The sequence below is a fragment of the Mycolicibacter sp. MU0083 genome, from assembly GCF_963378075.1.
Classification (GTDB): domain Bacteria; phylum Actinomycetota; class Actinomycetes; order Mycobacteriales; family Mycobacteriaceae; genus Mycobacterium; species Mycobacterium kokjensenii.
In genome coordinates, this window is the sequence record NZ_OY726394.1 from 2059957 (window position 1) to 2082291 (window position 22335).

The 22335-nt window shown below is 66.2% G+C and carries 25 protein-coding genes; 12 read left to right on the forward strand and 13 right to left on the reverse strand.

Annotation, left to right across the window (positions count from 1 at the left end; all coding sequences use genetic code 11):
• Positions 1-2 precede the first annotated feature (2 nt).
• The 6 genes from RCP38_RS09510 to RCP38_RS09535 all read right to left on the reverse strand — a co-directional run bounded on the left by RCP38_RS09510 (position 3) and on the right by RCP38_RS09535 (position 6333).
• Positions 3-767, reverse strand: a complete 765-nt coding sequence (locus RCP38_RS09510; protein ID WP_308477159.1) for a DUF6498-containing protein — start codon at positions 765-767, stop codon at positions 3-5.
• 70 nt (positions 768-837) lie between these two features.
• On the reverse strand, positions 838-1752 hold the full coding sequence (locus RCP38_RS09515; RefSeq protein ID WP_308476910.1) for an NAD(P)H-dependent flavin oxidoreductase: 915 nt from the start codon (positions 1750-1752) through the stop codon (positions 838-840).
• Between the two features lie 28 nt (positions 1753-1780).
• A complete protein-coding gene (locus RCP38_RS09520; protein ID WP_308476911.1) occupies positions 1781-2581 on the reverse strand; it encodes an alpha/beta fold hydrolase in 801 nt (266 codons plus the stop codon).
• An 82-nt stretch (positions 2582-2663) separates the two neighbouring features.
• Positions 2664-4346, reverse strand: a complete 1683-nt coding sequence (locus tag RCP38_RS09525) for a nitric oxide reductase activation protein NorD (RefSeq protein WP_308476912.1) — start codon at positions 4344-4346, stop codon at positions 2664-2666.
• Complete coding sequence (locus RCP38_RS09530) at positions 4343-5164, reverse strand: CbbQ/NirQ/NorQ/GpvN family protein (RefSeq protein WP_308476913.1); 822 nt, start codon at positions 5162-5164, stop codon at positions 4343-4345. Before RCP38_RS09530 ends, RCP38_RS09525 begins: the two co-directional genes overlap by 4 nt.
• A 2-nt stretch (positions 5165-5166) precedes the next feature.
• Positions 5167-6333: a spirocyclase AveC family protein gene (locus RCP38_RS09535; RefSeq protein ID WP_373692484.1), complete on the reverse strand. Its 1167-nt coding sequence runs from the start codon at positions 6331-6333 to the stop codon at positions 5167-5169.
• Between the two features lie 71 nt (positions 6334-6404).
• Between RCP38_RS09535 and RCP38_RS09540 the strand changes: the two genes are divergently transcribed.
• Positions 6405-7007 carry a TetR/AcrR family transcriptional regulator gene (locus RCP38_RS09540; protein ID WP_308476914.1) on the forward strand — a complete coding sequence of 201 codons (603 nt, stop codon included), beginning with the start codon at positions 6405-6407 and terminating at the stop codon, positions 7005-7007.
• An 8-nt stretch (positions 7008-7015) separates the two neighbouring features.
• On the opposite strand, the gene RCP38_RS09545 is transcribed toward RCP38_RS09540, so the two are convergent.
• The 3 genes from RCP38_RS09545 to RCP38_RS09555 all read right to left on the reverse strand — a co-directional run bounded on the left by RCP38_RS09545 (position 7016) and on the right by RCP38_RS09555 (position 9616).
• Positions 7016-8707, reverse strand: a complete 1692-nt coding sequence (locus RCP38_RS09545; protein ID WP_308476915.1) for a GMC family oxidoreductase — start codon at positions 8705-8707, stop codon at positions 7016-7018.
• A gap of 86 nt (positions 8708-8793) precedes the next feature.
• Complete coding sequence (locus RCP38_RS09550) at positions 8794-9345, reverse strand: YaeQ family protein (protein ID WP_308476916.1); 552 nt, start codon at positions 9343-9345, stop codon at positions 8794-8796.
• A 61-nt stretch (positions 9346-9406) separates the two neighbouring features.
• Positions 9407-9616 (reverse strand): hypothetical protein, encoded by a 210-nt coding sequence (locus RCP38_RS09555; protein WP_308476917.1) that lies wholly within the window; start codon positions 9614-9616, stop codon positions 9407-9409.
• A gap of 221 nt (positions 9617-9837) precedes the next feature.
• On the opposite strand from RCP38_RS09555, the gene RCP38_RS09560 reads away from it, so the two are divergent.
• The 4 genes from RCP38_RS09560 to RCP38_RS09575 all read left to right on the forward strand — a co-directional run bounded on the left by RCP38_RS09560 (position 9838) and on the right by RCP38_RS09575 (position 11262).
• Positions 9838-10071, forward strand: a complete 234-nt coding sequence (locus tag RCP38_RS09560) for a hypothetical protein (protein ID WP_308476918.1) — start codon at positions 9838-9840, stop codon at positions 10069-10071.
• Positions 10053-10403 carry a type II toxin-antitoxin system PemK/MazF family toxin gene (locus tag RCP38_RS09565; protein ID WP_308476919.1) on the forward strand — a complete coding sequence of 117 codons (351 nt, stop codon included), beginning with the start codon at positions 10053-10055 and terminating at the stop codon, positions 10401-10403. Before RCP38_RS09560 ends, RCP38_RS09565 begins: the two co-directional genes overlap by 19 nt.
• A gap of 203 nt (positions 10404-10606) precedes the next feature.
• A complete protein-coding gene (locus RCP38_RS09570; protein WP_308476920.1) occupies positions 10607-10843 on the forward strand; it encodes a type II toxin-antitoxin system Phd/YefM family antitoxin in 237 nt (78 codons plus the stop codon).
• A 20-nt stretch (positions 10844-10863) separates the two neighbouring features.
• Positions 10864-11262 carry a type II toxin-antitoxin system VapC family toxin gene (locus RCP38_RS09575; protein ID WP_308476921.1) on the forward strand — a complete coding sequence of 133 codons (399 nt, stop codon included), beginning with the start codon at positions 10864-10866 and terminating at the stop codon, positions 11260-11262.
• Positions 11263-11862: 600 nt separating this feature from the next.
• Here RCP38_RS09575 and RCP38_RS09580 read toward each other — a convergent pair.
• Positions 11863-12360: an O-acetyl-ADP-ribose deacetylase gene (locus RCP38_RS09580; protein WP_308476922.1), complete on the reverse strand. Its 498-nt coding sequence runs from the start codon at positions 12358-12360 to the stop codon at positions 11863-11865.
• 169 nt (positions 12361-12529) lie between these two features.
• Between RCP38_RS09580 and RCP38_RS09585 the strand changes: the two genes are divergently transcribed.
• A complete protein-coding gene (locus tag RCP38_RS09585) occupies positions 12530-13363 on the forward strand; it encodes a carbonic anhydrase (protein WP_308476923.1) in 834 nt (277 codons plus the stop codon).
• Between the two features lie 5 nt (positions 13364-13368).
• Here the strand turns inward: RCP38_RS09585 and RCP38_RS09590 are convergent, their stop codons facing one another.
• The gene (locus tag RCP38_RS09590) at positions 13369-14004 is read right to left on the reverse strand and encodes a TetR/AcrR family transcriptional regulator (RefSeq protein ID WP_308476924.1); all 636 of its coding nucleotides are present in this window, start codon (positions 14002-14004) and stop codon (positions 13369-13371) included.
• A 143-nt stretch (positions 14005-14147) separates the two neighbouring features.
• Here RCP38_RS09590 and RCP38_RS09595 point away from each other — a divergent pair, with 143 nt between their 5' ends.
• The 5 genes from RCP38_RS09595 to RCP38_RS09615 all read left to right on the forward strand — a co-directional run bounded on the left by RCP38_RS09595 (position 14148) and on the right by RCP38_RS09615 (position 19990).
• Positions 14148-15281, forward strand: a complete 1134-nt coding sequence (locus RCP38_RS09595; protein WP_308476925.1) for a VOC family protein — start codon at positions 14148-14150, stop codon at positions 15279-15281.
• Positions 15278-16216, forward strand: coding sequence for a fumarylacetoacetate hydrolase family protein (locus RCP38_RS09600; RefSeq protein WP_308476926.1), 939 nt, complete (start codon positions 15278-15280; stop codon positions 16214-16216). Before RCP38_RS09595 ends, RCP38_RS09600 begins: the two co-directional genes overlap by 4 nt.
• Positions 16213-17730 (forward strand): bifunctional 3-(3-hydroxy-phenyl)propionate/3-hydroxycinnamic acid hydroxylase MhpA, encoded by a 1518-nt coding sequence (gene mhpA / locus RCP38_RS09605; RefSeq protein WP_308476927.1) that lies wholly within the window; start codon positions 16213-16215, stop codon positions 17728-17730. The genes RCP38_RS09600 and mhpA overlap by 4 nt, the downstream gene beginning before the upstream one ends.
• 74 nt (positions 17731-17804) lie before the next feature.
• On the forward strand, positions 17805-18956 hold the full coding sequence (locus RCP38_RS09610) for an acyl-CoA dehydrogenase family protein (RefSeq protein ID WP_308476928.1): 1152 nt from the start codon (positions 17805-17807) through the stop codon (positions 18954-18956).
• Positions 18953-19990 carry an acyl-CoA dehydrogenase family protein gene (locus tag RCP38_RS09615; RefSeq protein WP_308476929.1) on the forward strand — a complete coding sequence of 346 codons (1038 nt, stop codon included), beginning with the start codon at positions 18953-18955 and terminating at the stop codon, positions 19988-19990. The genes RCP38_RS09610 and RCP38_RS09615 overlap by 4 nt, the downstream gene beginning before the upstream one ends.
• A gap of 23 nt (positions 19991-20013) precedes the next feature.
• On the opposite strand, the gene RCP38_RS09620 is transcribed toward RCP38_RS09615, so the two are convergent.
• Complete coding sequence (locus tag RCP38_RS09620; protein ID WP_308476930.1) at positions 20014-20595, reverse strand: nuclear transport factor 2 family protein; 582 nt, start codon at positions 20593-20595, stop codon at positions 20014-20016.
• 99 nt (positions 20596-20694) lie between these two features.
• Here RCP38_RS09620 and RCP38_RS09625 point away from each other — a divergent pair, with 99 nt between their 5' ends.
• The gene (locus RCP38_RS09625) at positions 20695-21324 is read left to right on the forward strand and encodes a TetR/AcrR family transcriptional regulator (RefSeq protein ID WP_308476931.1); all 630 of its coding nucleotides are present in this window, start codon (positions 20695-20697) and stop codon (positions 21322-21324) included.
• 24 nt (positions 21325-21348) lie between these two features.
• Here the strand turns inward: RCP38_RS09625 and RCP38_RS09630 are convergent, their stop codons facing one another.
• Complete coding sequence (locus tag RCP38_RS09630) at positions 21349-22281, reverse strand: TIGR03564 family F420-dependent LLM class oxidoreductase (protein WP_308476932.1); 933 nt, start codon at positions 22279-22281, stop codon at positions 21349-21351.
• Between the last annotated feature and the right edge of the window lie 54 nt (positions 22282-22335).

The following is a 22335-nucleotide window of genomic DNA, read 5'->3' on the forward strand; positions in this document are numbered from 1 at the left end:
GGCTAGCGAGCGGGATGCCAGGGCTGCTCGTTACGCCGCCGGCGGTCGCGTTCGGCGGCTCGGTCTTTGGCCCAGACGTCCTCGAAACGTTCTCCCGGGTGCACATTCGGCAACCTGTTCATCACGTTGCTCAGGCCACGCGGAGCTGTTTCGGGTTCCCACTGCGGGACTACGGTACTGAGTGCGGCGAGGCTCTTGAGCACGATGAACACCGCGAAGAACGCGGTCGGAGAATCGGTGGCGGCGATCCCTGCGAACCCGAGTAACAACGTCAGATGCACGACCATCACCCGGCCGAGCCCGGCGTCGGCGGACTGCTCCAGATCGCGGAAGGTCCACCTGCGCAGATTCACCAGATCGCCGACGAAATCGATCCCCAGAAAACACAACACGCCCAGGCACCCCCACCAGACGGCGCGCCAATCCAGGTCGATGAGGGCAAGCTGCGGTGCGTCATTCTGGATCAGTATGGCGAGAACTGCGCCGAGGAAGATTCCGTGGGCGACGCAGAACACCAAGCTGATCCGGGCAAAACCGGCCAGGAACGACGAGTTCGCCGGTCCGGCGGACCCCGGCCCCCGGTACCGGAAATGCCCGCTTCTCGGATTCAGGCGCTGATGCAGGGCGATCCGGGCGATCAGCAACAGGCACGTCGCGACGTTCTCGAACCAGTACACCACCACGGTTGTCGCGCCCGACCAATGTTGCCCGAACCAGCCGAAGGCCGGGACGGCGATCACCCCGAGCACGGCGAACAGATGCAGCACAGAAAACTCTGCGCTACGCCGCGGGTCGGGCGGCGGATCGGACTCCGGATGCGGTGATGTCACCGGAGGGTCATATCCGTGAACGTGCCCCGTCCAACACGGCTTCGATCTCGCCCCAGGTCCGGCGAATGATCTCGGCAACCGGCAGTAGCTCACCGATCCGGGATGCGACCTGACCGGTGTTGGCCACGCTGGCCTCCATGTCACCGCCGAAATACAGATCGGTGATCTTCGCCAGCAGGCGGGCATCGGGGTCGTTCGCCGCAACCCGGGCAGCCAGCCCGGTCCGCAGTACCCGCATGGTCGGATTACCGGGGATGTCGAGAAGCACTGTGCCGGAATCGTTTGCCGCGACGATCGCGTCCTTGAAGTTCGCGTGTACGGCGGCTTCCTGGCTGGCGAGCATCCGGGTGCCCATCTGCACCCCTTCGGCACCCAACGCCAGTGCTGCAGCGGCCGACCGTGCATCGCAGATGCCACCGGCGGCGATGATCGGTAGGTCGGTGTTCTCCGCGATCAGGGGAAGCAGCACCATCGTCGAGGCGCCGAGCACAGATTTGAAGCCGCCGCCCTCCACGCCCTCGACCACCAGCGCGTCGACCCCGGCATCGGCGGCCTTCTGCGCCCCTTTGAGCGATCCCACCACGTGCACCACCGTCATGCCGGCGTCGTGCAACGGTTTGGTGAACAAGGCCGGGTCGCCGGCCGAGGTGAAGACGTGGCGTACTCCGGTCTCGGCCAACGCGTCGACGATCGACGCGTCGTTCTTCCAGCCCTGGATCATCAGGTTCGCCGCGACCGGCTTGTCGGTGAGCTCACGCACCCGTTTGAGGTCGGCGAGTCCCTCGGGGGTGAGGGTCTCGATCACGCCCAGCCCGCCGGCCTCGGAGACCGCCGCGGCCAGTTCGGCACGGGCGATGTAGGTCATCGGGGCCTGGACGACGGGATAGTCGACCCCGAGCAGGGACTGGATGCGGTTGGTCACGGGCCTATTCAAACACCCGCGCGACCGGTCAGGAGGCTTCGGCCTGCGCGCGCGGTGCGCTGCCTTCGAGCAGGGTGCGGGCCACCAGTTCCGGGTCGTCTGCCATCGGCACGTGACCGCAGCCGTGCAGTCGGAGGTGACGTGCCTGGGGGAGTCGCTGCTCGGCGATACGTGCCTGGTAGGGCAATAGGATTCGGTCGTGTTCGGCCCAGGCCACGGTGACCGGGACATGCGCGGGGATCTCGCGGTCGAATACCTCGGCGGCCGGGAAGATCTTCTTCATCGCGGGAATGGCGCGCTTCATTGCGTTGAGGTCGGCCACGAACTCCTCGGCCGGAATCCGCTCGGGGTGCGCCGAGACCACCGAGCCCATCATCCGCCGGCCCCGAGGCGAGCGGGCCAGCCGCGGCACTGCCGGTGCCAACAGTCGGGCACTGGTGGTCATGCAGCGGAACAGCAGCCTGATGTAGGCGAAGTCCAGCGCGTTGTGCCAGTAGGCCGCCGGCGAGAGCACGGTCGCGCTGGCGACCAGGTCGTCGGCGGCGGCTTCCATCGCGATCCGCCCGCCGAGCGAGTTACCGCCGATGTGCGGCCGATGCAGGCCCAACTGGTCGAACAGCTCGACCAATTCGGCGCGGAAGGTGCCCTGCACGTCACCGTCGCGAACCACCAGGTCATGCGATTCGCCGTGCCCGGGCAGGTCGAAGAGCACTACGGTGCGGTGCTCGGTCAGGTGTTCGAGCAGCGGGTACCAGGCCTGCCGGCGGTGGGTGATGCCGTGTACCAAGACCAGCGGCTCACCGGTGCCGTGGACCTCGTATTTCAGCATGCGGCGCTCCTTTTATTACCGACGGTGTTCGCGACGTCTGGCAACCGTAACGTCTCGGGTGCGTGATCGGCGATTCCGGCGGTCAGAGTTTCGGTGCGGCGAGCTCCCGCAACGCCGCGAGGAACAACTCATCCATCCGGGGACTGAGCTCGGCCAGCGTCGCGGCCGCGGCGAATCCGGCGGAACCGAAGACGGGTTCGAGCGCGTCCAGCGCGGCGTCGTTCCCGATGGACAGACACAGGCAGGCCATCCCGTCCGACCGCAGTTCCTCCAGCGCCTTGCGGGTGTCGGCTCGGGCGTAGCTGCCCTCGTAGCCGTGGTCGTAGGGATATCCGTCGGACAGCACCAGCAGTAATCGATTGGGTGTGCCCGCCTCGGCCTTCAGGATGTCTCCGGCACCGCGGATGGCCGCCCCGAGCCGGGTATAGCCCGAGGGCTGAAGCCGCCCCAGACGCGAGCGTCCGGCGGCGCCGAAACCCTCATCGAAGGTCTTGATCGCCGGCAGGTGCACCGCGCCGCGTCCGTGGGACCGGAACGCGTACACCGCCACCCGGTCGCCGAGTTCCTCCAGCGTGGCGGCCAGCGTCGCCGCGGCCCGGCACTGGTGGTCGTGGACGCTGAGTCCCCCGGTATCGGTGTCGATGGCCGATCCGGTGGCGTCGACCAGAATGAGCACGCCCAGGTTGCGGGCGAGTCTGCGGCGTTCCAGATAGACATGTTCGGGCGGACTGTGCCCGCAGTGCAGGTCGACGACCAGGTCGGTCAGGGCTTCGATGTCCAGATCGTCGCCGTCGGGGCGGCGCCGCAAGACCTTCGGGCCCAGCCCGACCCGCGACAGTCGGCGGCGCAGCGTGTCATCGCGGGCGACGGCGCCACCGGCACCCGCGGCGGTCTCGGGTTCGGCATCCACCGGAAAGTGCACGACCCGGCACCAGTCCGGCCGGTACTGCCTGCGGTGGACGTCCCACTCGGGGTACAGCGCGCCACCGACACCGATGGTCGCGGCGGACCTGCCGTCGTCGACGAACTCGATGCGGGTCGCCAGCGGCCGGGCCTGCGCTCCGGCCCGATCGGTGCGGCGCGCGACTCCGGCCCGGAGTTCACCGCCGCCGGTGTCGTCTGCGCTGCCACGCGAGCCGCCCATCAGCTTGCGCAGGAAATCCGAGAGCGCACGCGAGGAGAAGGCGGGAGCGGTGAACAGCTTCAGCAGCTTGCTGCCTTCACCGCCGTCTTCGTCGGGATCCTCGTCGGGATCGGCCGCATCAGCGGCGACGAGGTGCAGTCGCAGATCGGCGGCGGTGGCGCCGCGCCCGCTCGCCACGGCGGTCGATGAGAGCCGGGCCGGTTTGATCACCCCGAACCAGTCCGGTGGTTCGGCGACCGGAGTCCGGCTGCGGGCCAGCTCCAAAGATTGCTGCGGGCTGGAAGTCCGGGGCGGCATCTCGATCGCGGCCCACGGAATCGCGGGGGACAGGTCGGCCAGAACCCGGGCGCCTTCAAGGGCCAGGTAGCGGCGCGCAATCGACGGGCGTCCCCGCAACCGGGAGACCACGTCGTGATCCAGGCTGCCGGCTCCCAGCAATGCGCTCTGCACACAGACTTCACGGCGTTGCTGTGGCACCGTTCGGCTCGCCGAGACGAAGACGACCGCGCCGTCGGTGTGGGCCGGTTCGCCGTCGGGAGCCAGCGCGACGTCGACGGCGCGGCCGGCGAGGTGGGTCGCGAGCAACCGGAACCGTTGTGGTTCCGGGGACTCGGTGTTCACGTCGGCGGTAGCAGGGCGTCGACGAGTTCGCCGAGGGCGCGCACCACATCCGGGTCGTCGGAGAGGACCTGCACGATCGCCGCGTGCACGGCGCTGCGCAAACCGAGGCCTTCGGCCACCAAGCCGCCGGCGAGGACCAACATCCGGGTGGAGGACACCTCGCGCAGCGGGGAGCCGTCCAGGCTTCGGATCGCGTTGCCCACCGCCACAAGGATCTTCGCGGTGCCGCGGTCGATCCCGGCTTCGTGGGCGACGATCTCGGTTTCGGTATCGGCGGGTGGGAACCCGAGTTCGATCGCGATGAAACGCTGGCGCGTCGACTCTTTGAGGTTCTTCAGCACGCTCTGATAGCCGGGGTTGTAGGAGATCACCAACTGAAAGCCCGGCGCCGCCGTCAACGTGATCCCCAACCGATCGATGGGGAGCTCGCGGCGGTGATCGGCGATCGGATGGATGACCACGGTGGTGTCCTGGCGCGCCTCGACCACCTCATCCAGGTAGAAGATGGCACCCTCGCGCACCGCCCGGGTCAACGGACCGTCGGCCCAGACGGTTTCGCCGCCCTTGAGCAAATAGCGGCCCACCAGATCCGCCGAGGTCAGGTCCTCGTGGCCGGCGACGGTGATCAGTTCGCGTCCCAGCTGATCCGCCATCGCCTCGACGAACCGGGTCTTGCCGCATCCGGTGGGGCCTTTGAGCAGGACCGGCAGGCCGCGGCGCGCGGCGGCGGCGAACACCGCCGTCTCGTCGCCGACCGGCCGGTAGAACGGTGCGGGCCGACCGGTCCGGGTCACTGCCGGGAATTCCCCGACCGTCATCGCTATTCGCCCCGTTGGATCGGCACGACGGGCGGGATGGTCACCCCTTCCGGTAGCACCAGTTGACCGTCGTGGTCGACGTATCCCGAGTGCTTGGTCGGCAGTGGCAGATCAGGATTCGGGCACGGCCGGTCGGTTCCCTCGCCGCAGATGCCGGGATTGAAGTACGAGCGCTGCTGGACATCGGCAGGCCATGCGTCGGCATGCATGCCCAGCCAGGTCGCCGGAACGTTGTAGCACAGGAAGAAGCACGCGCTGACGCCGCCGAAGATCGCCAGGAACCGGACGAACTGTTGTTTGACGACGCCGCCGCGGACACTGTCCAGGCCGCGTTCGACGACGGTGCGCCCGCGGTCATCGGTGAAGAACCGCAGGCAGCACAACGCCGTCTGGACACCGCCCCACATGAACGCCTCGTAGATCGGGTACTGGTAGTAGGTGCCCGCGTTGACCGACAAGCCTTGTATCGCACCGGGGTAGGAGTAGAAGCCGATCGGCAGCAGGATGCAGCCCTCCATGATGACGTCGAAGACGATCGCGATCGCATAGGTCGACAGCACCAGGCGCAGGTTGCTGATGTCGGGCCGGCGGCTCTTGATCTTGCGCATGATCGCGCACCCGACGATGGTCAGCAGCAGTACACCGTAGGCGTAGCCGGGGACGTTGGTCAGCAGGGGTTCGGGCACGGTATGCCCCGGTTCCTCGTGCGCCGACCAGCCCGGGAAGTGTGGCGCCCAGGAACCCTGGTTGAACAGCCACGCGTTGTAGGTGCACCAGGTGCTGTAGTAGTTCAGCATCGGGTCCTGGAACATCATCAGGCCCATCGACACCAGCAGCATGCCGTCGAGGGTGATCCGACGTTCGCGCAGCCAGGGGCGAATGATGAAGTACCACAGGGCGAACGGCGCGCCGACCCAGAGCACGATCGCGTTGGCGAGCAGCGGGATCTTCATGTACATCGGGGGATCGGTGGGGCCGCCCGGTACCGATTCGAAGTAGGGGCCGGTCACCCATCGGGTGATCAGGTAGAGCGTCAGCGCCAGGAACACGGCGCCGACGGTCGCCCAGACCTTGAACGCACCCGAGGACGACGGTCCGCGTCGCTCTAGGCCCGTGACTGCGCTGATCGACTCGGTGACGGCAGAACTGTGCTGCGACGGTTGGCTCACAAGCCCGAAATATACCCATTGGTATCTGAGTAGCCAATAGGTCGCTGAGATTCTATGGAATAATCTTCGGCATGGTCGAGCGATGGACCCGGGAGCGGAGACTCGAACACACCCGCTCGCTGTTGCTCGACGCCGCCGAAGGCGTCTTCGCCGAAAAGGGCTTTATCGCGGCGACTCTCGATGACATCGCCTACGCGGCCGGCTACACCAAGGGCGCCATCTACAAGCACTTCGCCACCAAAGAGGAACTGTTCCTGGCGGTCAGCGATCGGTACTGGCGGCGCTACTTCGACAACTTCGCCGAGGTGATGGCCGCATCCGAACAGATCGGGCCCGCTCAACTCGACGAGATCGCGCAACGATGGCGCACGCTGAGTCAGGACCGCGGCGCCGAGCACGCCGCACTCGGGCACGAGTTCACGCTCTACCTCCGTCGTAATCCGGAAGCACGACAACGGGTGGCGGACAAACGCGCCGAAGTGGTCGAGGCGCTCGCCGCATTCATCGCCACCGGCATGGAGCGACTCGGCGCAACACTGACCATTCCCGCGTCGACATTCGCCCAGGTGCTCATCGCCACCAGTGACGCCGTCGTCTTGGGCAGCGAACTCGACGACGTCGATCTCTACCGGCCGATCATCGACATGTACGTCTCGGCCATCAAACTGCCCTGAACGGCGGGTCAGCCCGGGGCCAGGATCGCTCGCGCCGCGCGTTCGGCGATGAGCATGACCGGCGCGTTGGTGTTCCCCGAGGTGATGGTGGGCATCGCCGAGGCATCGACCACACGTAGCCCCGCGACACCGCATACCCGGCAGTCGGTGTCCAGTACGGTGGAATTGGAGCGCGGAACACCATGGGGGCCAAAGGATCCCATCGCACAGGTGCCCACCGGATGGAAGATGGTGGTACCGAGCTCTCGGGCCGCCTGCTGGAGTTCTTCATCGGCGGCCAGTTGCGGGCCGGGGAGTAGTTCTTCGGGTCGGTAGCGGGCCAGGGCCGGGGCCGCCATGATCTGCCGGGTCATTCGCAGGCCGGTCACGGCAACGCGGCGATCGGCATCGGTGGACAGGTAGTTGCAGGTGATCTTAGGGGCGGCCAGCGGATCCGCATCGGCGATGCGCACATGGCCGCGCGAACTCGGACGCAGGTTGCACACCGAGGGAGTGATCGCGCCGAAGGGGTGCAGGGGGTCACCGAACTTCGGCAGCGACAACGGCTGGACGTGCCATTCCAGGTCGGGGCTGGCCAGGGCGGGATCGCTTCTGGCGAAGGCGCCCAACGTCGACGGCGGCATGGTCAGCGGTCCCGATCGCTGCAGCAGATACTGCAGCCCCATGCCCGCGCGGGTGATCCAGTTGCGGTACAGCGTATTGACGGTCGGGGCGCCCTTGATCCGGTAGACCGTGCGCAACTGCAGGTGGTCCTGCAGGTTTTCACCGACACCGGGCAGGTCGACGACCACCGGCACCCGGTATCGGCTGAGTAATCCGGCCGGTCCCAGGCCGGAGACCTGCATCAGATGCGGCGACCCGATCGAACCCGCACTCAGGATCACCTCGCGGCGGGCACGGACGTCGACGATCCGGCCGTCCTTGCGCAGGCGTACCCCGGTGGCACGGTGTCGTGCGGTGGTCCAGGCACCGCGACGCTGGCCGTCGCGGACCTGATCGTCGAGCAGCAGTCGCAGCGCGTGGGTGTCGGTGTAGACGGTGAGGTTGGGGCGGTGGGCTACCGGATGCAGGAAGGCGTCGGCCATCGACCAGCGTCGTCCGCGCCGCTGATTGACGTGGAAGTAGGCGCTACCGGCGTTGTCGCCCCGGTTGAACTCCTCGATCGGAGTGATCCCCAACTGTTTTGCGGCGTCCTGCCAGGCATCCAAGATTCTCCAGCGCACCCGCGGCCGCTCGACACGGATCTCACCCGAATCGCCGTGCCACTCGTCGGCCCCGCCGAAGTAACTCTCCAGATCCTTGTAGATCGCCAGAGTCTGGCCGGGACCGTCCGCGCCGCCCCACAGCCAACGATCGTCGCCGGTGGCCTGCGCCCACAGTTCGTAATCGCTGGCCTGGCCGCGCATGTGGATCATCGCGTTGATCGACGAGCAGCCGCCGATGACGCGTCCCCGCGCGTAGTGGATGCTGCGCCCGGCCAGACCGGGATCGGCTTCGGTGGCAAAACACCAGTCGGTGCGCGGGTTGGCGATGGTGTACAGATAGCCCACCGGCACCTTGATCCAGAACCAGTCGTCTTTGCCGCCGGCCTCGATCAGCAGCACCCGATGGGCGGGATCGGCACTGAGCCGATTGGCGAGCAGGCAGCCCGCACTGCCGGCGCCCACGATGATGTAGTCGAATTCGGCGACGGGGGCCATGTCCGGCAACGTTCCTCCAGAGTGTCGGATGCGTTGTCCCATTCTGCGCGATGCCCTTTCGCTACCAGCGCCCCGGGTTCAGGCGTTCACTTCAATAGTTCGGGGGTGAAGGTTACGTCGACTCCGCCTACGGTCATCGTCACCTGACCTTCGATGACCATCACCTGTGCCGAGACCCGTCGGTCGACGGTCCGGGCCAGTTGCTGTACCGATTCGTGCGGTATCTGTACCACCGACAGGTTCGGCAGCCCGGCCACTTTGGGGCCGACGGTGCGCCACCAGGTGGCCGCCCCGGCGGCGAACGGGAAGACCAACACCTGGTCGGCTTGGCCGGCCGCCTTGCCCAAGGCACGTTCGTCGGGTTGGCCGACGGTGATCCATTCCACGATTCGGCCGGTGTAGTCGGTGAGCGCCAAGTCCGGTACGCCGGGGGAGGACAGGCCCGGCCCGAACGCCAACTCGCCGTCGATGTCGCTGAGTCGGTGCGCGCGGAGCCCAAAAGCCAACAATCGCACGATCATCCGCTCATCGTTCTCGCTGGGATGACGGGCCACGGTCAGTGTGTGATCGGCGTAGTAACCACGATCGATGTCGGAGATGCCGAGTTCGACTTTGAATACCGTTGCGGAAAGGGCCACGTCCCTAGTGTCCACCCGGGTAGTGCCTCCCAGGCGGGCGGGCTAGCCGGCGCCGCCGGGTTCACGCGATGCTGCTGTAGACCCCCGCAATCAGCCCGGCCAGGACCAGCACGCCGACCATGACCGAGGCATAGATTGCGGGGCGCCGGCGGTGTCGCCGGGCGTTGTCGATCGCCACAGCGATGCTGACGAGGATCAACGCGGTATAGACCGACAGTCCGACTGTCAGCACCGCCGCCTCGCCCGCGCTGGCCAGGGTCACTTCGTGCATGCGGTGAGCCTACGGGGAGAACGGAAGCAGCTCGAATGTGGTCAGGTCGGAAGGATCCCGCATGATTCACGACTCATCTGGCTGAGGTAGTTACTGTTCGCGACCTGCGCAGAGCAGGAGAGCAGGGGCCGGTAGTGCCCGAATCTTGCCCGGCGTTCGTTTGCCGAACACGCGCGACGATCCGCAATACCCCGTGTCTACATTTCGTCTACCATGGCTCTATGGCAGCAGAAACCACAACTGTCCGAGTCCGCCGTCCCGATTCTGAGCGGCTGCAATCGCTGGCCAAGGCTCGTCAATCCGCCGTCATCGACGTCGTGCACGCTGCAATCGACGCCCTGGAGCGGCAGGAATTCCTGCGGGGGCTCAACGGGGATTACCAGCGCCTGCGCAACGACCCCGAACTGTGGGAGCGATACCTGGCTGAGCGTCGCGAGTGGGACGCACTGGCTTGATCTGGCGAGGGGAGGTCTACAACGTCGATCTCGGCAGGCCGGTCGGGCACGAGCCGGCCTTTCGCCGCCCGGCGGTGGTGGTGTCGGTCGACATTCTCAACAACGGACCGGGTGGTCTGGTGGTCGTCGTTCCGATCACGACCGCTGGTTACGGCCTGCGAAGCCATGTCGAACTGGAGCCTGAGGCCAGCGGGTTGGACCACACCTCGTACGCGCGCTGCGACCAACTGCGAGTCGTCTCGGTCGAACGGCTGTCATCGCGCCAGGGAATGATCGACTCAGATCGGATGCAGGCCATTGACCAAGCTCTACGCTTTGTCCTGGATTTGTGATGCTCAGCTATCGGCATCGCATCGTCGGACGAAAACAATTGGGGTGCAGCGCAACAGGTGTCTGGGTCGGCGGGGGTTTCATCGGATGAACATGGCGACAGTTACTGGTAACCCTGCATATTTAATTCCTGCATATTCTTACGTGCGCAACGGCGCACTCCTAGGACGCTGCGTTGGTGTCTCACCGGTGATACGCTACGTACGTGGATGCAGTTACGGTGCGCGAACTGCGCAACAGTGGAGGAGACGTTCTGCGCCGTGTCGAGCATGGCGAGCGCGTCGTCATAACCCGGGACGGGACACCTGTTGCTGAGCTACGGCCGTTGCCTCGTTCGAGCGCAGGGCCTGCGGAACTGATTCGCCGCCGCAAGAATCTTCCGCCGGTGAACCCGGACGCCTTCCGGCGCGATATCGACAATCTCATGGACCCGTCGCTGTGACGCAAACCCGGAGCCGGGGGATGCTGGATACCTCGACGGTGATTCTTTTGGGTCAGCTGTCCGACCCAGCCGAGCTTCCCGATGAATCGGTGATCAGCGCGATCACGCTGGCTGAGCTGTCCGTAGGTCCACACGTCGCCAACGACGACGCAGAGCGCAGTGCGCGGCAGCAGCACCTGCAGCAGGCTGAAGCGGATTTCGACGCCCTACCGTTCGATGGCGATTGCGCCCGGGCGTTTGGAGCCGTAGCGGCGGCGCTGCGCGCGTCGGGTCGCAAGCCGGCTGCGCGCGCGTACGACGCGCTTATTGCAGCCAGTGCAATCGCACATGGAGTGCCACTGTATACGTGCAACCCCGCGGACTTCACTGGAATCCCGCGACTGGAACTACGGTCAGTTACTCACCCGCATCACCGATAGGGGCAACGCTGAAAAACGTTGAAAAGCAACACATTATGCAGTAGTTTACTTGACATAATGTACGTTATCGGCGTTAGGATGATATAGCGCGGACCTGGCCGGCGCGGGTTTGCGTCACCGAACGCTGCGTCTTTCTGGGGCCGGCACTCGGATGCCGCCCTCGATGTGTTCGACGCATCGCGGCGGCGTGTGACGGTTCCGGGCGTCACACGCCGAGCGTGTCCGTCAAGGTTCTGACGCAAGTCGGTCAGCTGTCGGCACGTTGGGCGCCATCGCCGTCGTTCGGTCCAGTTGAACCGATGTGGAGGCGCCTCCCCGCCCGGCCGGCTCCATCCTGCATTCCGTCACTGTGACGAATTGGCTTGGCGTCGGCGTGATTTCGGCGTTGATGGAACATCCTTCGGGTATGTGTATAGCGATGCCGTCTCGCGGGCGGCCCGTGCTTTCTGGAGTGGCGGGCCCGCCCCGCCTGGCTGGGCGTGATGCGGAAACGGGACGACAGGACCTCCCCGTTCGACCCCGTTTCGCAATGCCCGCAACGGCATATACGTCACAGTGACGAAATGGCGGGTTGGCGCTCCCTCGTCGGATCACGCTGGCTCAGGCCAATTTTGAGCGCAGCCGCTCGTACATATCGGAATCAAAAGCCACCAGTCGTACCTCGGTAACGCGAGTTTCGGTTGCCGCAATGCTTTCGATCGCGGCGGCAACAGCATCGTGCTGCGGCCACCCGTAAGCGCCGGTACTGATGAGCGGGAACGCGACGACGCGTGCACCGAGTTCGTCGGCAACCTCCAGGGCGCGCCGATAGCACGACTCCAGAAGCGAACGATCCCGCTGGCCGGCGCGGTAATTGGGCCCCACGGTGTGGATAACCCACCGGGCCGGCAGATCGCCCGCGGTGGTCCATCCGGCGTCGCCGGTAGCCAAGCCGTTGGGAAAACGTTTGATGCAGTCGTGCAGGATCGCTGAACCGCCGGCGCGGTGAATCGCGCCATCGGCGCCACCGCCGCCGCGCATTCCGGTGTTCGCCGGATTGACTATGGCGTCGACCTGCTGCTCGGTAATGTCGCCGTGCACCACGGTGATTGTCGGCATATTGACCAGTATGCCTGCGTATTCCGGTCGCATGGCCGGTGACGGTTAGCGACTTTGAAAGAGTCGTCCCCCAGGGGCGGATCGCCGGTGATCCCAATTCGTCACTGTGGCGAATTGCTATCCGGCAACGCCCTTCCTCACCCCACGTGATGTCCTTTAAGCTCCCGGCATGACTGGCAACCACGAACGGCGACCAGCCGTCGACGGAGCGATGCTGCGGCTGGACCGGGCGGACAACGCCTCCGGCGGTCCTGTCCGGCAACCCGAGACCCCCGAGGAAGCTTTGGCCTACCTCGACGCCGGATCGCGGGCGTTCGCCGAACTCGGGACCAAAGCGATCGATCTGCGGCTTTCGCCCGAGGCGCTCGGCATCGGTCCCGAGGACAATGGCGGAATCCTGGTCCAGGAGCCTTTCGCCGCGGTGCTCAGTTGCTCGGATGCGCGGGTACCCATCGAATTCGCGCTCGGGCAAGCCGCCAACGAGCTTTTCGTGGTGCGGGTGGCCGGTAACGCCCCCGGATCGGAGTGCCGGGGCTCGCTGCATTACGCGGCCCAACACCTGCCGAGCGTGCAGATCTTCGCGGTGATCGGCCATTCACGATGCGGTGCCACCACCGCGGCCGTCGACGCGATGCTGCGTCCGGAGAATTATCTGGACATCGCCACCGACGGGCCGCTGCGTGAGATCATCGACCCGCTGCTAGCCGGTGTCACTTTCGCCCATCGCGCCCTGTTGGACGCTCATGGGCCGGAGGTGGTCAGCTCGCCGGACTACCGTGGCCATCTGATCACCCTGTCGACGCTGGCGAACACCGCATTGAGCGCGCTGGTCATCGAACACGACCTCAACCGGGCGTGCGCGTTCGGCGTCTACAAGCTCTCCGCCCGACAGGTCGGTGTCCGGCGCCGCGACGGCTGGAATGCCGGATTCGCCATGGCGCCCAAGGATGGTCGTGAGATCGAAAAGTTGGTGCGAGAAGCGGCGGAATCGCTGATTGCCTGACGGTCTTAGTCGTGGCGGGCCGAATCATCTTCTCGTGCCGTACTTCTGTCCGGCGGTAGCATCGGTAGCTCGCGTTCGCTGATCCGCTTGGCCTCGGCGGCCTCAACGCCGAGGGCGCGCAGGATCAGCTCGGCGGTGCTCGATCCGGCCGTACGCCAGGTCTGGTGTCCGTCGAGCACCATCCACATTGCGCTGATCGTCGCGCCCAACACCAGGGATGCGACGCTATCGACGTTGATCTCGGCGTAGCGTGCCGACATCAGACCGGCCTGGATGTCGTGCATGGGTGGTCCGGTCATCAACGTCCGCAGGGCCGCTTCGCTCAAGCCGAACCTGACGGCGAATCTGCCCATGAGCGGGTTCTCGTGGGCGTAGCGAATCCACAACCGGACGCCGGTCGCCAACCGCTCGGCCGGGTCGTCGATATCGGCGAACGTGGTCGAGACCTTGCGGTGAAGGTCGGTGCTGAGTTCGGTGACGACGCGGTCGAACAAGTCGTCCATCGAGGCCACATTGCGGTAGAGGGTGCCGCGCGCAACGTTGGCTTCTTGAGCCAACTCGCTGATGGTGACCTGCTGGCTCCCCTTCGTGACGAACAGGCGTATGGCGGCGTCGATGATTCGGTCATCGGTGGACGTCATGACTGCCGATCCTCCCATCGAGCTACCGGACGATTGCCGCGTCCGCCCCTCCGATGGTAGAACAACATTGACTTTAATTGAACACTATTGTTCAATCTTGGTGTTGCGGCTCCCGCGTATCGACAACGAGGTGAAGGTGTCCGATGGCTGACGTCCCCGGTGGTGATCACCGCGGCCTGCACAGCGAGCAGGGCAGCCGCAAAGGTGAGCATCGCGGCAGGTCGGCCAACCCGGTGATCAAAGTCGATGACCTTGCTTGGTTGGAGTTCGAGAAGCCCGACCTGGTCCGCGCCGAAGCCTTCGCCCATGCCTTCGGTTTCACCACCGCCGCTCGCAGCGACTCGGAACTACACCTGCGTGGATCGTCTTCTGCTGCTCCGTGCGTGATCGTCCGCCGTGGAGCACGAACCAGGTTTCGTGCCATGGCATTTGTAGCCAGGGAAGAATCCGACCTGCCTCGCCTGGCGGCCGCTACGGGCTCCCGAGTCCGTCGACTGCCCGACGCCCTCGGCGGGATGGCCGTCGATCTCTGTGATCCCAGCGGATTCCCGGTGCGGGTGGTGGCCGGGGCTCATCGGCTGCCGGCACTGGCCGAGCAGCAGCCGCAACAACTCAACGTGGCCGCTGAACTACGTCGTGTCAACGTCGCGCAACGCCCGCCACCGGGCCCGGCCACGATACAGCGGCTCGGGCACGTCGTCGTACAGAGCAACACCTACATCGCGGCGCTGGACTGGTATCTGGACACCCTGGGCATGATCGTCAGCGATTTCCTCTACTTTCCCGGGCAGCGCGACCGTGGACCGACCATGAGCTTCATTCGCTGCGACCGCGGCGGTACGCCGGCCGACCACCACACGCTGGCGATGGCGTTGGGGCCTGCCAACCGTTACGTGCACTCGGCCTACCAGGTATGTGATCTCGACGCGTTGGCCGTCGGCGGCGAACACCTCAAAACCCTGGGATATCAACGCTCCTGGGGAATCGGACGACACATCCAGGGCAGTCAGATCTTCGACTACTGGCGCGACCCCGACGGATTCATGGTCGAACACTTCACCGACGGAGACATGTTCGACAACACCGTCGAACCCGGCTGGGCGCCGTTCACCGCCTCCGGGCTGGCGCAGTGGGGCCCACCGGCGACCGCCGACTTCCTGGGTATCGGACCACAGCATCTCAGCGGCGAGATGCGCGCCGCGCTCACCGCATTGACCCGGGACAACGAATTCGACCTGCGCCGCCTGGTCGGCCTGATGAAAGTAGCCCGAAGATGACGACCGCAATCCTGCGCACCACCGACCATTGGTGGGTCAAAACCCCTACCGGCGCCGCCAGAATCGAAACCACGGCGACCACCACGGGACAACTGCTCGCCGACCGCGACCCCATCGCCGCCGCCGCGTCCGACACAGATACCGTGCCCGTCGAGTCCCTCGACCTGCTCTCACCGGTAACCGCCCCCTGCCGGGTGGTGGCGCAGATGACCAACTACGCCTCGCACGTCAGCGACGCCGGCATGAACCCGGCCACCGTCCCGCTGACCTTCTTCCGCAAATCCTCGGCATCGATCACCGGGCCGTTCGCCGACATCGTCAAACCCTCCCACGTCCGTCTACTGGACTACGAGGTCGAGATCGGCCTGGTGATCGGGCGAGACATTCCCGTCGGGACCGCGATCACCGAGGCCGACCTCGCAGACGTCATCGCCGGGCTGGTCGTCACCAACGACGTTTCGGCCCGCGACATCCAACTCCCCCAGACCCAGTTCTACGAAGGCAAGTCCTACCCGACCTTCACGCCGGTCGGGCCACAGCTGGTGCTGCTCAGTGCCGAGGAACTGAAACGCTTCGGCGATCTCCGCCTACAGTTGCGGGTCAACGGCCAACTGCGCCAAGACATGCACGTCGCCGGTGACATGCTCTACTCCCCCGTGCAGGCCCTGCAGTCGTTGACCCGATTCCAGGCCCTCTCCGCCGGCGACCTCATCTTGACCGGCACCCCGGTCGGCACCGCGCTCAGCGCCCCGCCGAAGCTCATCGAGATCATCGGCTCCCTGTTGCCGCCGGAGCTGAAATGGAAGGCATTCTTCAAACGTCAAGCCGGCAACCCGAAATACCTCGCCGCCGGCGACGTGGTGCAGGCCGGCATCGCCACCGACGACGGCGCGATAGACCTCGGCACCCAGGTCAACACCGTGCGCTACCGGTGAGCACCGACACCACCGCGCCGGTACTCATCGTCGGCGGCGGCCCCACCGGAATCTGCGCAGCACTACTGCTTGCCGTACACGGCGTCGCCAGCGTCGTGCTGGAGCGGTGGCCGGACATCTATCCGCAGCCCCGCGCGGTACACCTCGATGACGAGGTCTACCGAATCCTCGGCAAAGTCGGTGTCGCGGAGGACTTTGCCGCGATCTCACGCCCGGCGCGGGGCCTCCAAGTGATCGACGCCGGCCAGCAGGTCCTCGCACGGTTCGAACGCAACCCGGACAGCAAGACCAACGGCTACCCGCAGGCAAACCTCTTCGATCAACCGGAACTCGAACGCATCCTGCGTAACCGAGTCGCAGACTTTCCCGCGGTGACGCTGCGCTCGGGCGTCGAAGTCGTCGGCCTGACACCGGCAACCACGCCCGACGGACCCGTCAGTCTGGCGGTCCGGGAGACCGGCACCGGAACGATCACCCAGCTGAGGGGCCGCTACGTGCTGGGCTGCGACGGGGCCAACAGCCTGGTGCGCCGGGCGATCGGATCGCGTATGCAAGACCTGGGCTTTGAGCAGCGCTGGCTCGTCGTCGACGTCGACACCGACACCGAACTCGGGCACTGGGATGGCGTCCACCAGATCGCCGACCGCCATCGCGCCGGCACCTACATGCGGATCGGGCGCACCCGGCACCGCTGGGAGTTTCGGCTGCTGCCCGGTGAGGACTCCTCGCAGTTCGCCACCATCGAGGCCCTAGGGCCCTTGATCAGCCCCTGGACCCGCGGCGTGACAGCTGGGGATCTGCGACTGGTTCGCTGCGCCGACTACACCTTTCGCGCTCAGATCGCCGACCGGTGGCGGTGCGGCCCGGTATTCCTGCTCGGAGACGCCGCGCATCTCACCCCGCCGTTCGTCGGACAGGGCATGGGTGCCGGACTACGCGATGCCTACAACCTCGCCTGGAAACTGGCGAACGTCATCCACCGCCACGGCCTGACCGACGCCGACTTGGACTCCTATCAGCGGGAGCGTAAACCGCACGCCAGGGCGATGATCCGCAACGCGATCCTGATCGGCTTCGCCATGACCGGCGGTGGTCTTGCCGGCGACATCTTCCGCCGCCTGGCCCTACCCCGGGTGAAACACATCCCCGGATTCGGCCGACGCGTCGTGACCAGCGAGACTCCACGCCTGCGCCCCTCCACGCTGATCCACGCCCGCCGCATCCCCGTCGGCCTCCCCGGTCGGCTCTGCCCGAACGCGCTGCTGGACTCCGGTCAACGCCTGGATCAGGCCGGCACCGGATATGTCGTCGTCACGACCGCGCGGCCCGACACCGCCGATGAGCGCTACTGGGCCGCATTTCCGGCGACGGTGCTCCAGGTCGGCACCGATAGCGATCTGGGCCGGTGGCTGGCGCGGGGTCGAGCCACGGCGGCACTGGTGCGTCCCGACGGCACGGTCCGAGCGGCCGCACACCGTCTCGGGCGGCTCCGGGAAATCGGTGATCGGGCCTGATTGCGGCCCGATAGGCTGATCCGCATGAGCATGCCCGCCGCACCGCGTGCCGCCGTCGAGCAGGAAAGCGCCTGATGCCCCTGCCCCGCCTGGTCCCCGCGGCGGCGGCCGAGACCACCGAAACCGCGGCTCTACGAGCAGAAGTCCGTGCCTTCCTCGCCGAACAACTCGCCGAGGGTGCTTTTGTACCGGCCGTGGATTCCTGGCTGTGCGGGTGGGATGAGACGTTCACCGCCGCGCTGGCCGCCCGAGGCTGGCTGGGGATGACGGTCCCGACGGAATACGGCGGACACGGCCGTTCTTTTCTGGAGCGCTTCGTCGTCACCGAGGAACTCCTGGCGGCCGGCGCACCGGTCGCCGCGCACTGGATCGCCGACCGGCAGATCGTGCCGTCCCTGCTGAAGTACGGAACCGAGGCACAGAAACGCGAATTCCTGCCCGAGATCGCCGCCGGCCGGTGCTTCTTCGGCATCGGGATGAGCGAGCCGGACTCCGGCTCCGATTTGGCCAGCGTGCGGACCCGCGCGGTGGCCACCCAGGATGGCTGGCGGCTGACCGGAACCAAGGTGTGGACCTCGGGCGCGCACCGCGCACACGCCTTCATCGTGCTCGCCCGCACCGCACCGGTCGACCCGGCGCATCGCCATGCGGGACTGAGCCAGTTCATCGTGCGCCTCGACGCCCCCGGCGTCGAGGTCCGGCCGATCGTCTCGATGAACGGCGGCCAGCACTTCAACGAAGTCATCCTCGACGACACGTTCGTGCCCGATGCCATGGTGTTCGGACAGATCGGCGAGGGCTGGCGCCAGGTCACCTCCGAACTCAGCTTCGAACGAAGCGGACCCGAACGGCTGCTGTCCACCTTCACGCTGCTGGTTGCATCGACAGAAGCCATGGCCGGCAACGAGATCCCCCGGGATCCCACCCTGGGCCGGCTGGTGGCGAGGGTCGCCGGCCTGCACCGGATGTCCACCGCGGTCGCGGGCGCACTGGAACGCCACCAACCGGCCGACGTCCCCGCCGCCGTGGTGAAGGTGCTCGGCACCGCCACCGAAGGCGATATCGCGGACTTCGCCGACCTGCATACCGGTGATGACTCCGCTATCCAATCCGGGTATCGGGACCTCCTCACAGCAGCCGTCGATCAGCGGCCCGGATTCACCCTGCGCGGCGGAACCAACGAAGTGTTGCGCGGCGTGATCGCGCGCGGATTGGGGCTACGGTGACCAACTCAGCAGGTAACGCCGCCGACGTCGACCCTGGCCTGATCGCCCTGTTCGACGAGGTGTTCGCGGACTACCGCGCGACTCATCCGCACGCCGACTCCAGCACGCGGGACACCGAATTATGGGTGAAAGCCGAGCAATTGGGTGTGGTGCGATTGACCGGATCAGAAGATTCCGGCGGCAGCGGCGCCGGATGGTACGAAGCCGCGGAACTCATCACCGCCGCAGTTCGCCACGGAGTCCGCATCCCGCTGGCCGAGCACGACCTGTTGGCGTGCTGGCTGTTGGAAGCCGTCGGCGCCCCCGTCGGCGACGCTGCGCGCACCGTCGCCCTGCTCGACGCGGACGGTACGGCCACCGCGGTGCCCTGGGCCTCGACAGCGGAGCGGGTCGTGGTGACGTGGCCGGACGGTCCGAACCAGCTGCTGGCCGACGTGCCCGCCACGGATCTACGAATCACGCCGGGCACCAACCTGATCGGTGAACCACGAGATGGCCTCTCGGTCGATATCGGGTCACTCACCGGTACGACGGTTGCGGCGGAACTCGTCGAACAGTTGCGTGTGAAGTCCGCCCTGGTGCGCGCGATTCAAGTCTGCGCGGCCCTGGACAGCATTGTGGAACTGGCCGTCGAACACACCTCGGCGCGGGTCCAGTTCGGCCGGCCGCTGTCGAAGTTCCAAGCGATCCAACATCTGATCTCCGACATTGCCACCGAGGCCGCGCTGGCCCGCGCCGCTACCGAATCCGCCCTGATGACCGCAGTCGACAGCGACTGGTCGGCACCCAACCTGCGATTCGTCGTCGCGGTGGCCCGCTCCTGCGCCGGGCACGCCGCCTCGGTGGCGGTCCGCAACGGCCACCAGGCATTCGGTGCGATCGGCACCACCGCCGAACACCGCCTGCATGAATACACCCGGGCCGCGCTGGCGTGGCGCTCGGAGTTCGGATCCGTCCGGCACTGGGACGACGAGGTCACCCGCGCCGCGCTGGGTGCCGGTGGCGACGGACTGTGGAGTTTGATCGTCGACTGAGCGATCACCCGGCGTATCCGCTCCTAGCGGCGGATCTGGGTAGCCCACCGCGCCGGTGCGGGCTGATCCATCCTCAGCGGGCGCGCATAAGACAGATCCTCGCGGTCACGCGTGCCCACCAGATAGCCCTTCTGGGTGAAGAACTCAGAGCCCAAGACGCGGGCGTCGGCGGTGAACATGCCCTCCACGGTGGAGCGACGCACCGCGATGCGCCACTGCCCTTCGCGGCGTTCCAAGCGATCGATGTAACGGCCTGTGATGAACTGTGCTGTCTTGCCGTCGATTCCGATCAGGATGACTAAAACGTAGCTCTCCGCGTGTGCGGTGTCACCGTCGATCTCGCAGGTATGCGTGGTGATGTTGTGGGTGTGCACCAGGGAGGTCTGGGCGTGCGTCGCATTGGCCCAGGCGCCGTACTGCGGGCCGGTATTGACGTCGTTGCCGTGCTCATCGACGCCGTCGTCGTGGTACGCCGAGGTGATCAGGTCGATGTCGTGACGATCGCAGCCTCGCGCATGGCGTGCGACGCAGTCGAGAATCTGCGTGCGGTCCAACAGGTACCGGACATCGCGCTGCAAGCCTGCTAAGGCTGTATCGGAAGGCATCGTTCTCCTGCGGATTAATCGACCAGAATTCAGACTATACGACTGTATAGCGAAAAACGAGTGTCACAATACCGAGTAGTCGACGAAGCGAGGTAGACCATGGCAGCAGCGCCGCGGCGAGTGGGCGCCGCCAGCTCCAAGACCCGGGATGCCCTCTTGGACTCCGTTGAAAAGATGATGCTCGACCAGGGGTACTCCTCGGTGTCGTATCGCGCACTGGCCAGCGAGGCCGGCGTCACTCCGAGCCTGGTGCAGTACTACTTCCCCACTCTTGACGAGATCTTCCTGGCGGCCATTCGCCGCTACGCCGAACGCAATCTGGCCCTGCTCGGCAAGGCACTGGAAGCGAGCGCCGACGATCCATTGCGTGCACTGTGGGAGTTCAGCCGTGCCGAGGCCACCGGCGCCCTGATGACCGAATTCATGGCCCTGGGAAACCATCGCAAGTCGATCGCGATCGAGATCGCCGCCGTGACGGAACGGGTCCGCAAGGTCCAACTCGATGCCCTGATCGCCAAGTTCGGTAAGAACGCACGCCTCGGTGGGCATTTCTCACTTCCCGCCCTGCAACTGTTGATCTCGGGGCTGCCGAAATTCCTCAACCTGGAGGCCGGCATCGGGGTCAAGACCGCGCACAAGGAAGTGACCACCGCCTTCGAGCAGTATCTGGATTCGATCGACCCGCCTCCGGTCGCGAAACGGAAAACCACGCAACGGCGTTCGAACTGAAACGCCGCGGTCGGCCACGGCATATCAGTCCTTGGCACGCGCAAGGTCGCTCAACAAGGACCGAGTGCGCTGCAAGGATTCTCGGCGTTGGTTCCGATCAGAACCCACGGCCACCGGCTGCGCCCAGACGTCGGTGACGCCGGCGGCGACGAGATCCTCGAGCTGCCGCTTCACAGAGCTCTCGTCACCGATCACCGCCAGATCCTGCGGGCCGTTCGCGCCGCCCGCGTCGATGATCCGACGGTAGTTCGCCATGCCCGCGTACTCGACGGCGCCGGCCGCGACCGCATCGCGAGCGGCCGCCGGGTCGTCATGGACGGCGACCGGAAGACCGGCGACCACCCGCGGTTTCGGACGGCCCGCCGCGGCCGCAGCATGTTGCAGATGCGGGTTGATGGTCGACTCGACGACACTGCGCGAGGCCATCCACAGCACCACACCATCGGCGAACGTCCCGGCGATAGTCAGCATGCGCGGCGAGAGTGCCGCGAGCAGGACCGGCACCGGGTGCTCCGGGCGGGCCATTCGACCGGTGCTGTGCACACTCCAGTCCGCACCGTCGAAATCGACGTCGCCATCGCGCAGTAGCCCGGTCACGATGCGCAGATACTCTTCGGTACTGCGTCCCGGATGGGCGTAGGACAACCCGAGCACGTCTTCGACGATCGGCGCGTGGGAGGCGCCCAGCCCCAACGTCAGGCCGGGCCGGCCCATCGCATTCGCCGCGGAGACCGCCCGGTTGGCCTGCAGCAGCGGATGACACGGATAGGTCTGCAGCACCGCTGTACCCAGTTCGATCGTGTCGGTGGCTCGCCCGGCGATCGCCATGGCGACCAACGGGTCACCGGCTACCGCGCTGGCGTACCACAGCGACGAGAAGCCGTCTTCTTCCGCCTGTCGGGCTTGCTCGACGATCTTGTCGACGGTCGAACCACCGCCGGTCAGTCCGATGTGCACGGCGGTACCACCTCATCGCGCCACCTGGGCCGCGTAGACGACATGACATCTTCT

What these genes read in the sequence shown, in the direction of transcription:
- RCP38_RS09520 (WP_308476911.1), bottom strand. Translation starts at nt 2,581, where the DNA reads ATGCTGAAATACGAGGTCCACGGCACCGGTGAGCCGCTGGTCTTGGTA.
- RCP38_RS09530 (WP_308476913.1), bottom strand. Translation starts at nt 5,164, where the DNA reads ATGACGGTCGGGGAATTCCCGGCAGTGACCCGGACCGGTCGGCCCGCA.
- RCP38_RS09540 (WP_308476914.1), top strand. Translation starts at nt 6,405, where the DNA reads ATGGTCGAGCGATGGACCCGGGAGCGGAGACTCGAACACACCCGCTCG.
- RCP38_RS09545 (WP_308476915.1), bottom strand. Translation starts at nt 8,707, where the DNA reads ATGGCCCCCGTCGCCGAATTCGACTACATCATCGTGGGCGCCGGCAGT.
- RCP38_RS09555 (WP_308476917.1), bottom strand. Translation starts at nt 9,616, where the DNA reads ATGCACGAAGTGACCCTGGCCAGCGCGGGCGAGGCGGCGGTGCTGACA.
- RCP38_RS09560 (WP_308476918.1), top strand. Translation starts at nt 9,838, where the DNA reads ATGGCAGCAGAAACCACAACTGTCCGAGTCCGCCGTCCCGATTCTGAG.
- RCP38_RS09575 (WP_308476921.1), top strand. Translation starts at nt 10,864, where the DNA reads ATGCTGGATACCTCGACGGTGATTCTTTTGGGTCAGCTGTCCGACCCA.
- RCP38_RS09580 (WP_308476922.1), bottom strand. Translation starts at nt 12,360, where the DNA reads ATGCCGACAATCACCGTGGTGCACGGCGACATTACCGAGCAGCAGGTC.
- RCP38_RS09585 (WP_308476923.1), top strand. Translation starts at nt 12,530, where the DNA reads ATGACTGGCAACCACGAACGGCGACCAGCCGTCGACGGAGCGATGCTG.
- RCP38_RS09590 (WP_308476924.1), bottom strand. Translation starts at nt 14,004, where the DNA reads ATGACGTCCACCGATGACCGAATCATCGACGCCGCCATACGCCTGTTC.
- RCP38_RS09595 (WP_308476925.1), top strand. Translation starts at nt 14,148, where the DNA reads ATGGCTGACGTCCCCGGTGGTGATCACCGCGGCCTGCACAGCGAGCAG.
- RCP38_RS09600 (WP_308476926.1), top strand. Translation starts at nt 15,278, where the DNA reads ATGACGACCGCAATCCTGCGCACCACCGACCATTGGTGGGTCAAAACC.
- RCP38_RS09610 (WP_308476928.1), top strand. Translation starts at nt 17,805, where the DNA reads ATGCCCCTGCCCCGCCTGGTCCCCGCGGCGGCGGCCGAGACCACCGAA.
- RCP38_RS09620 (WP_308476930.1), bottom strand. Translation starts at nt 20,595, where the DNA reads ATGCCTTCCGATACAGCCTTAGCAGGCTTGCAGCGCGATGTCCGGTAC.
- RCP38_RS09625 (WP_308476931.1), top strand. Translation starts at nt 20,695, where the DNA reads ATGGCAGCAGCGCCGCGGCGAGTGGGCGCCGCCAGCTCCAAGACCCGG.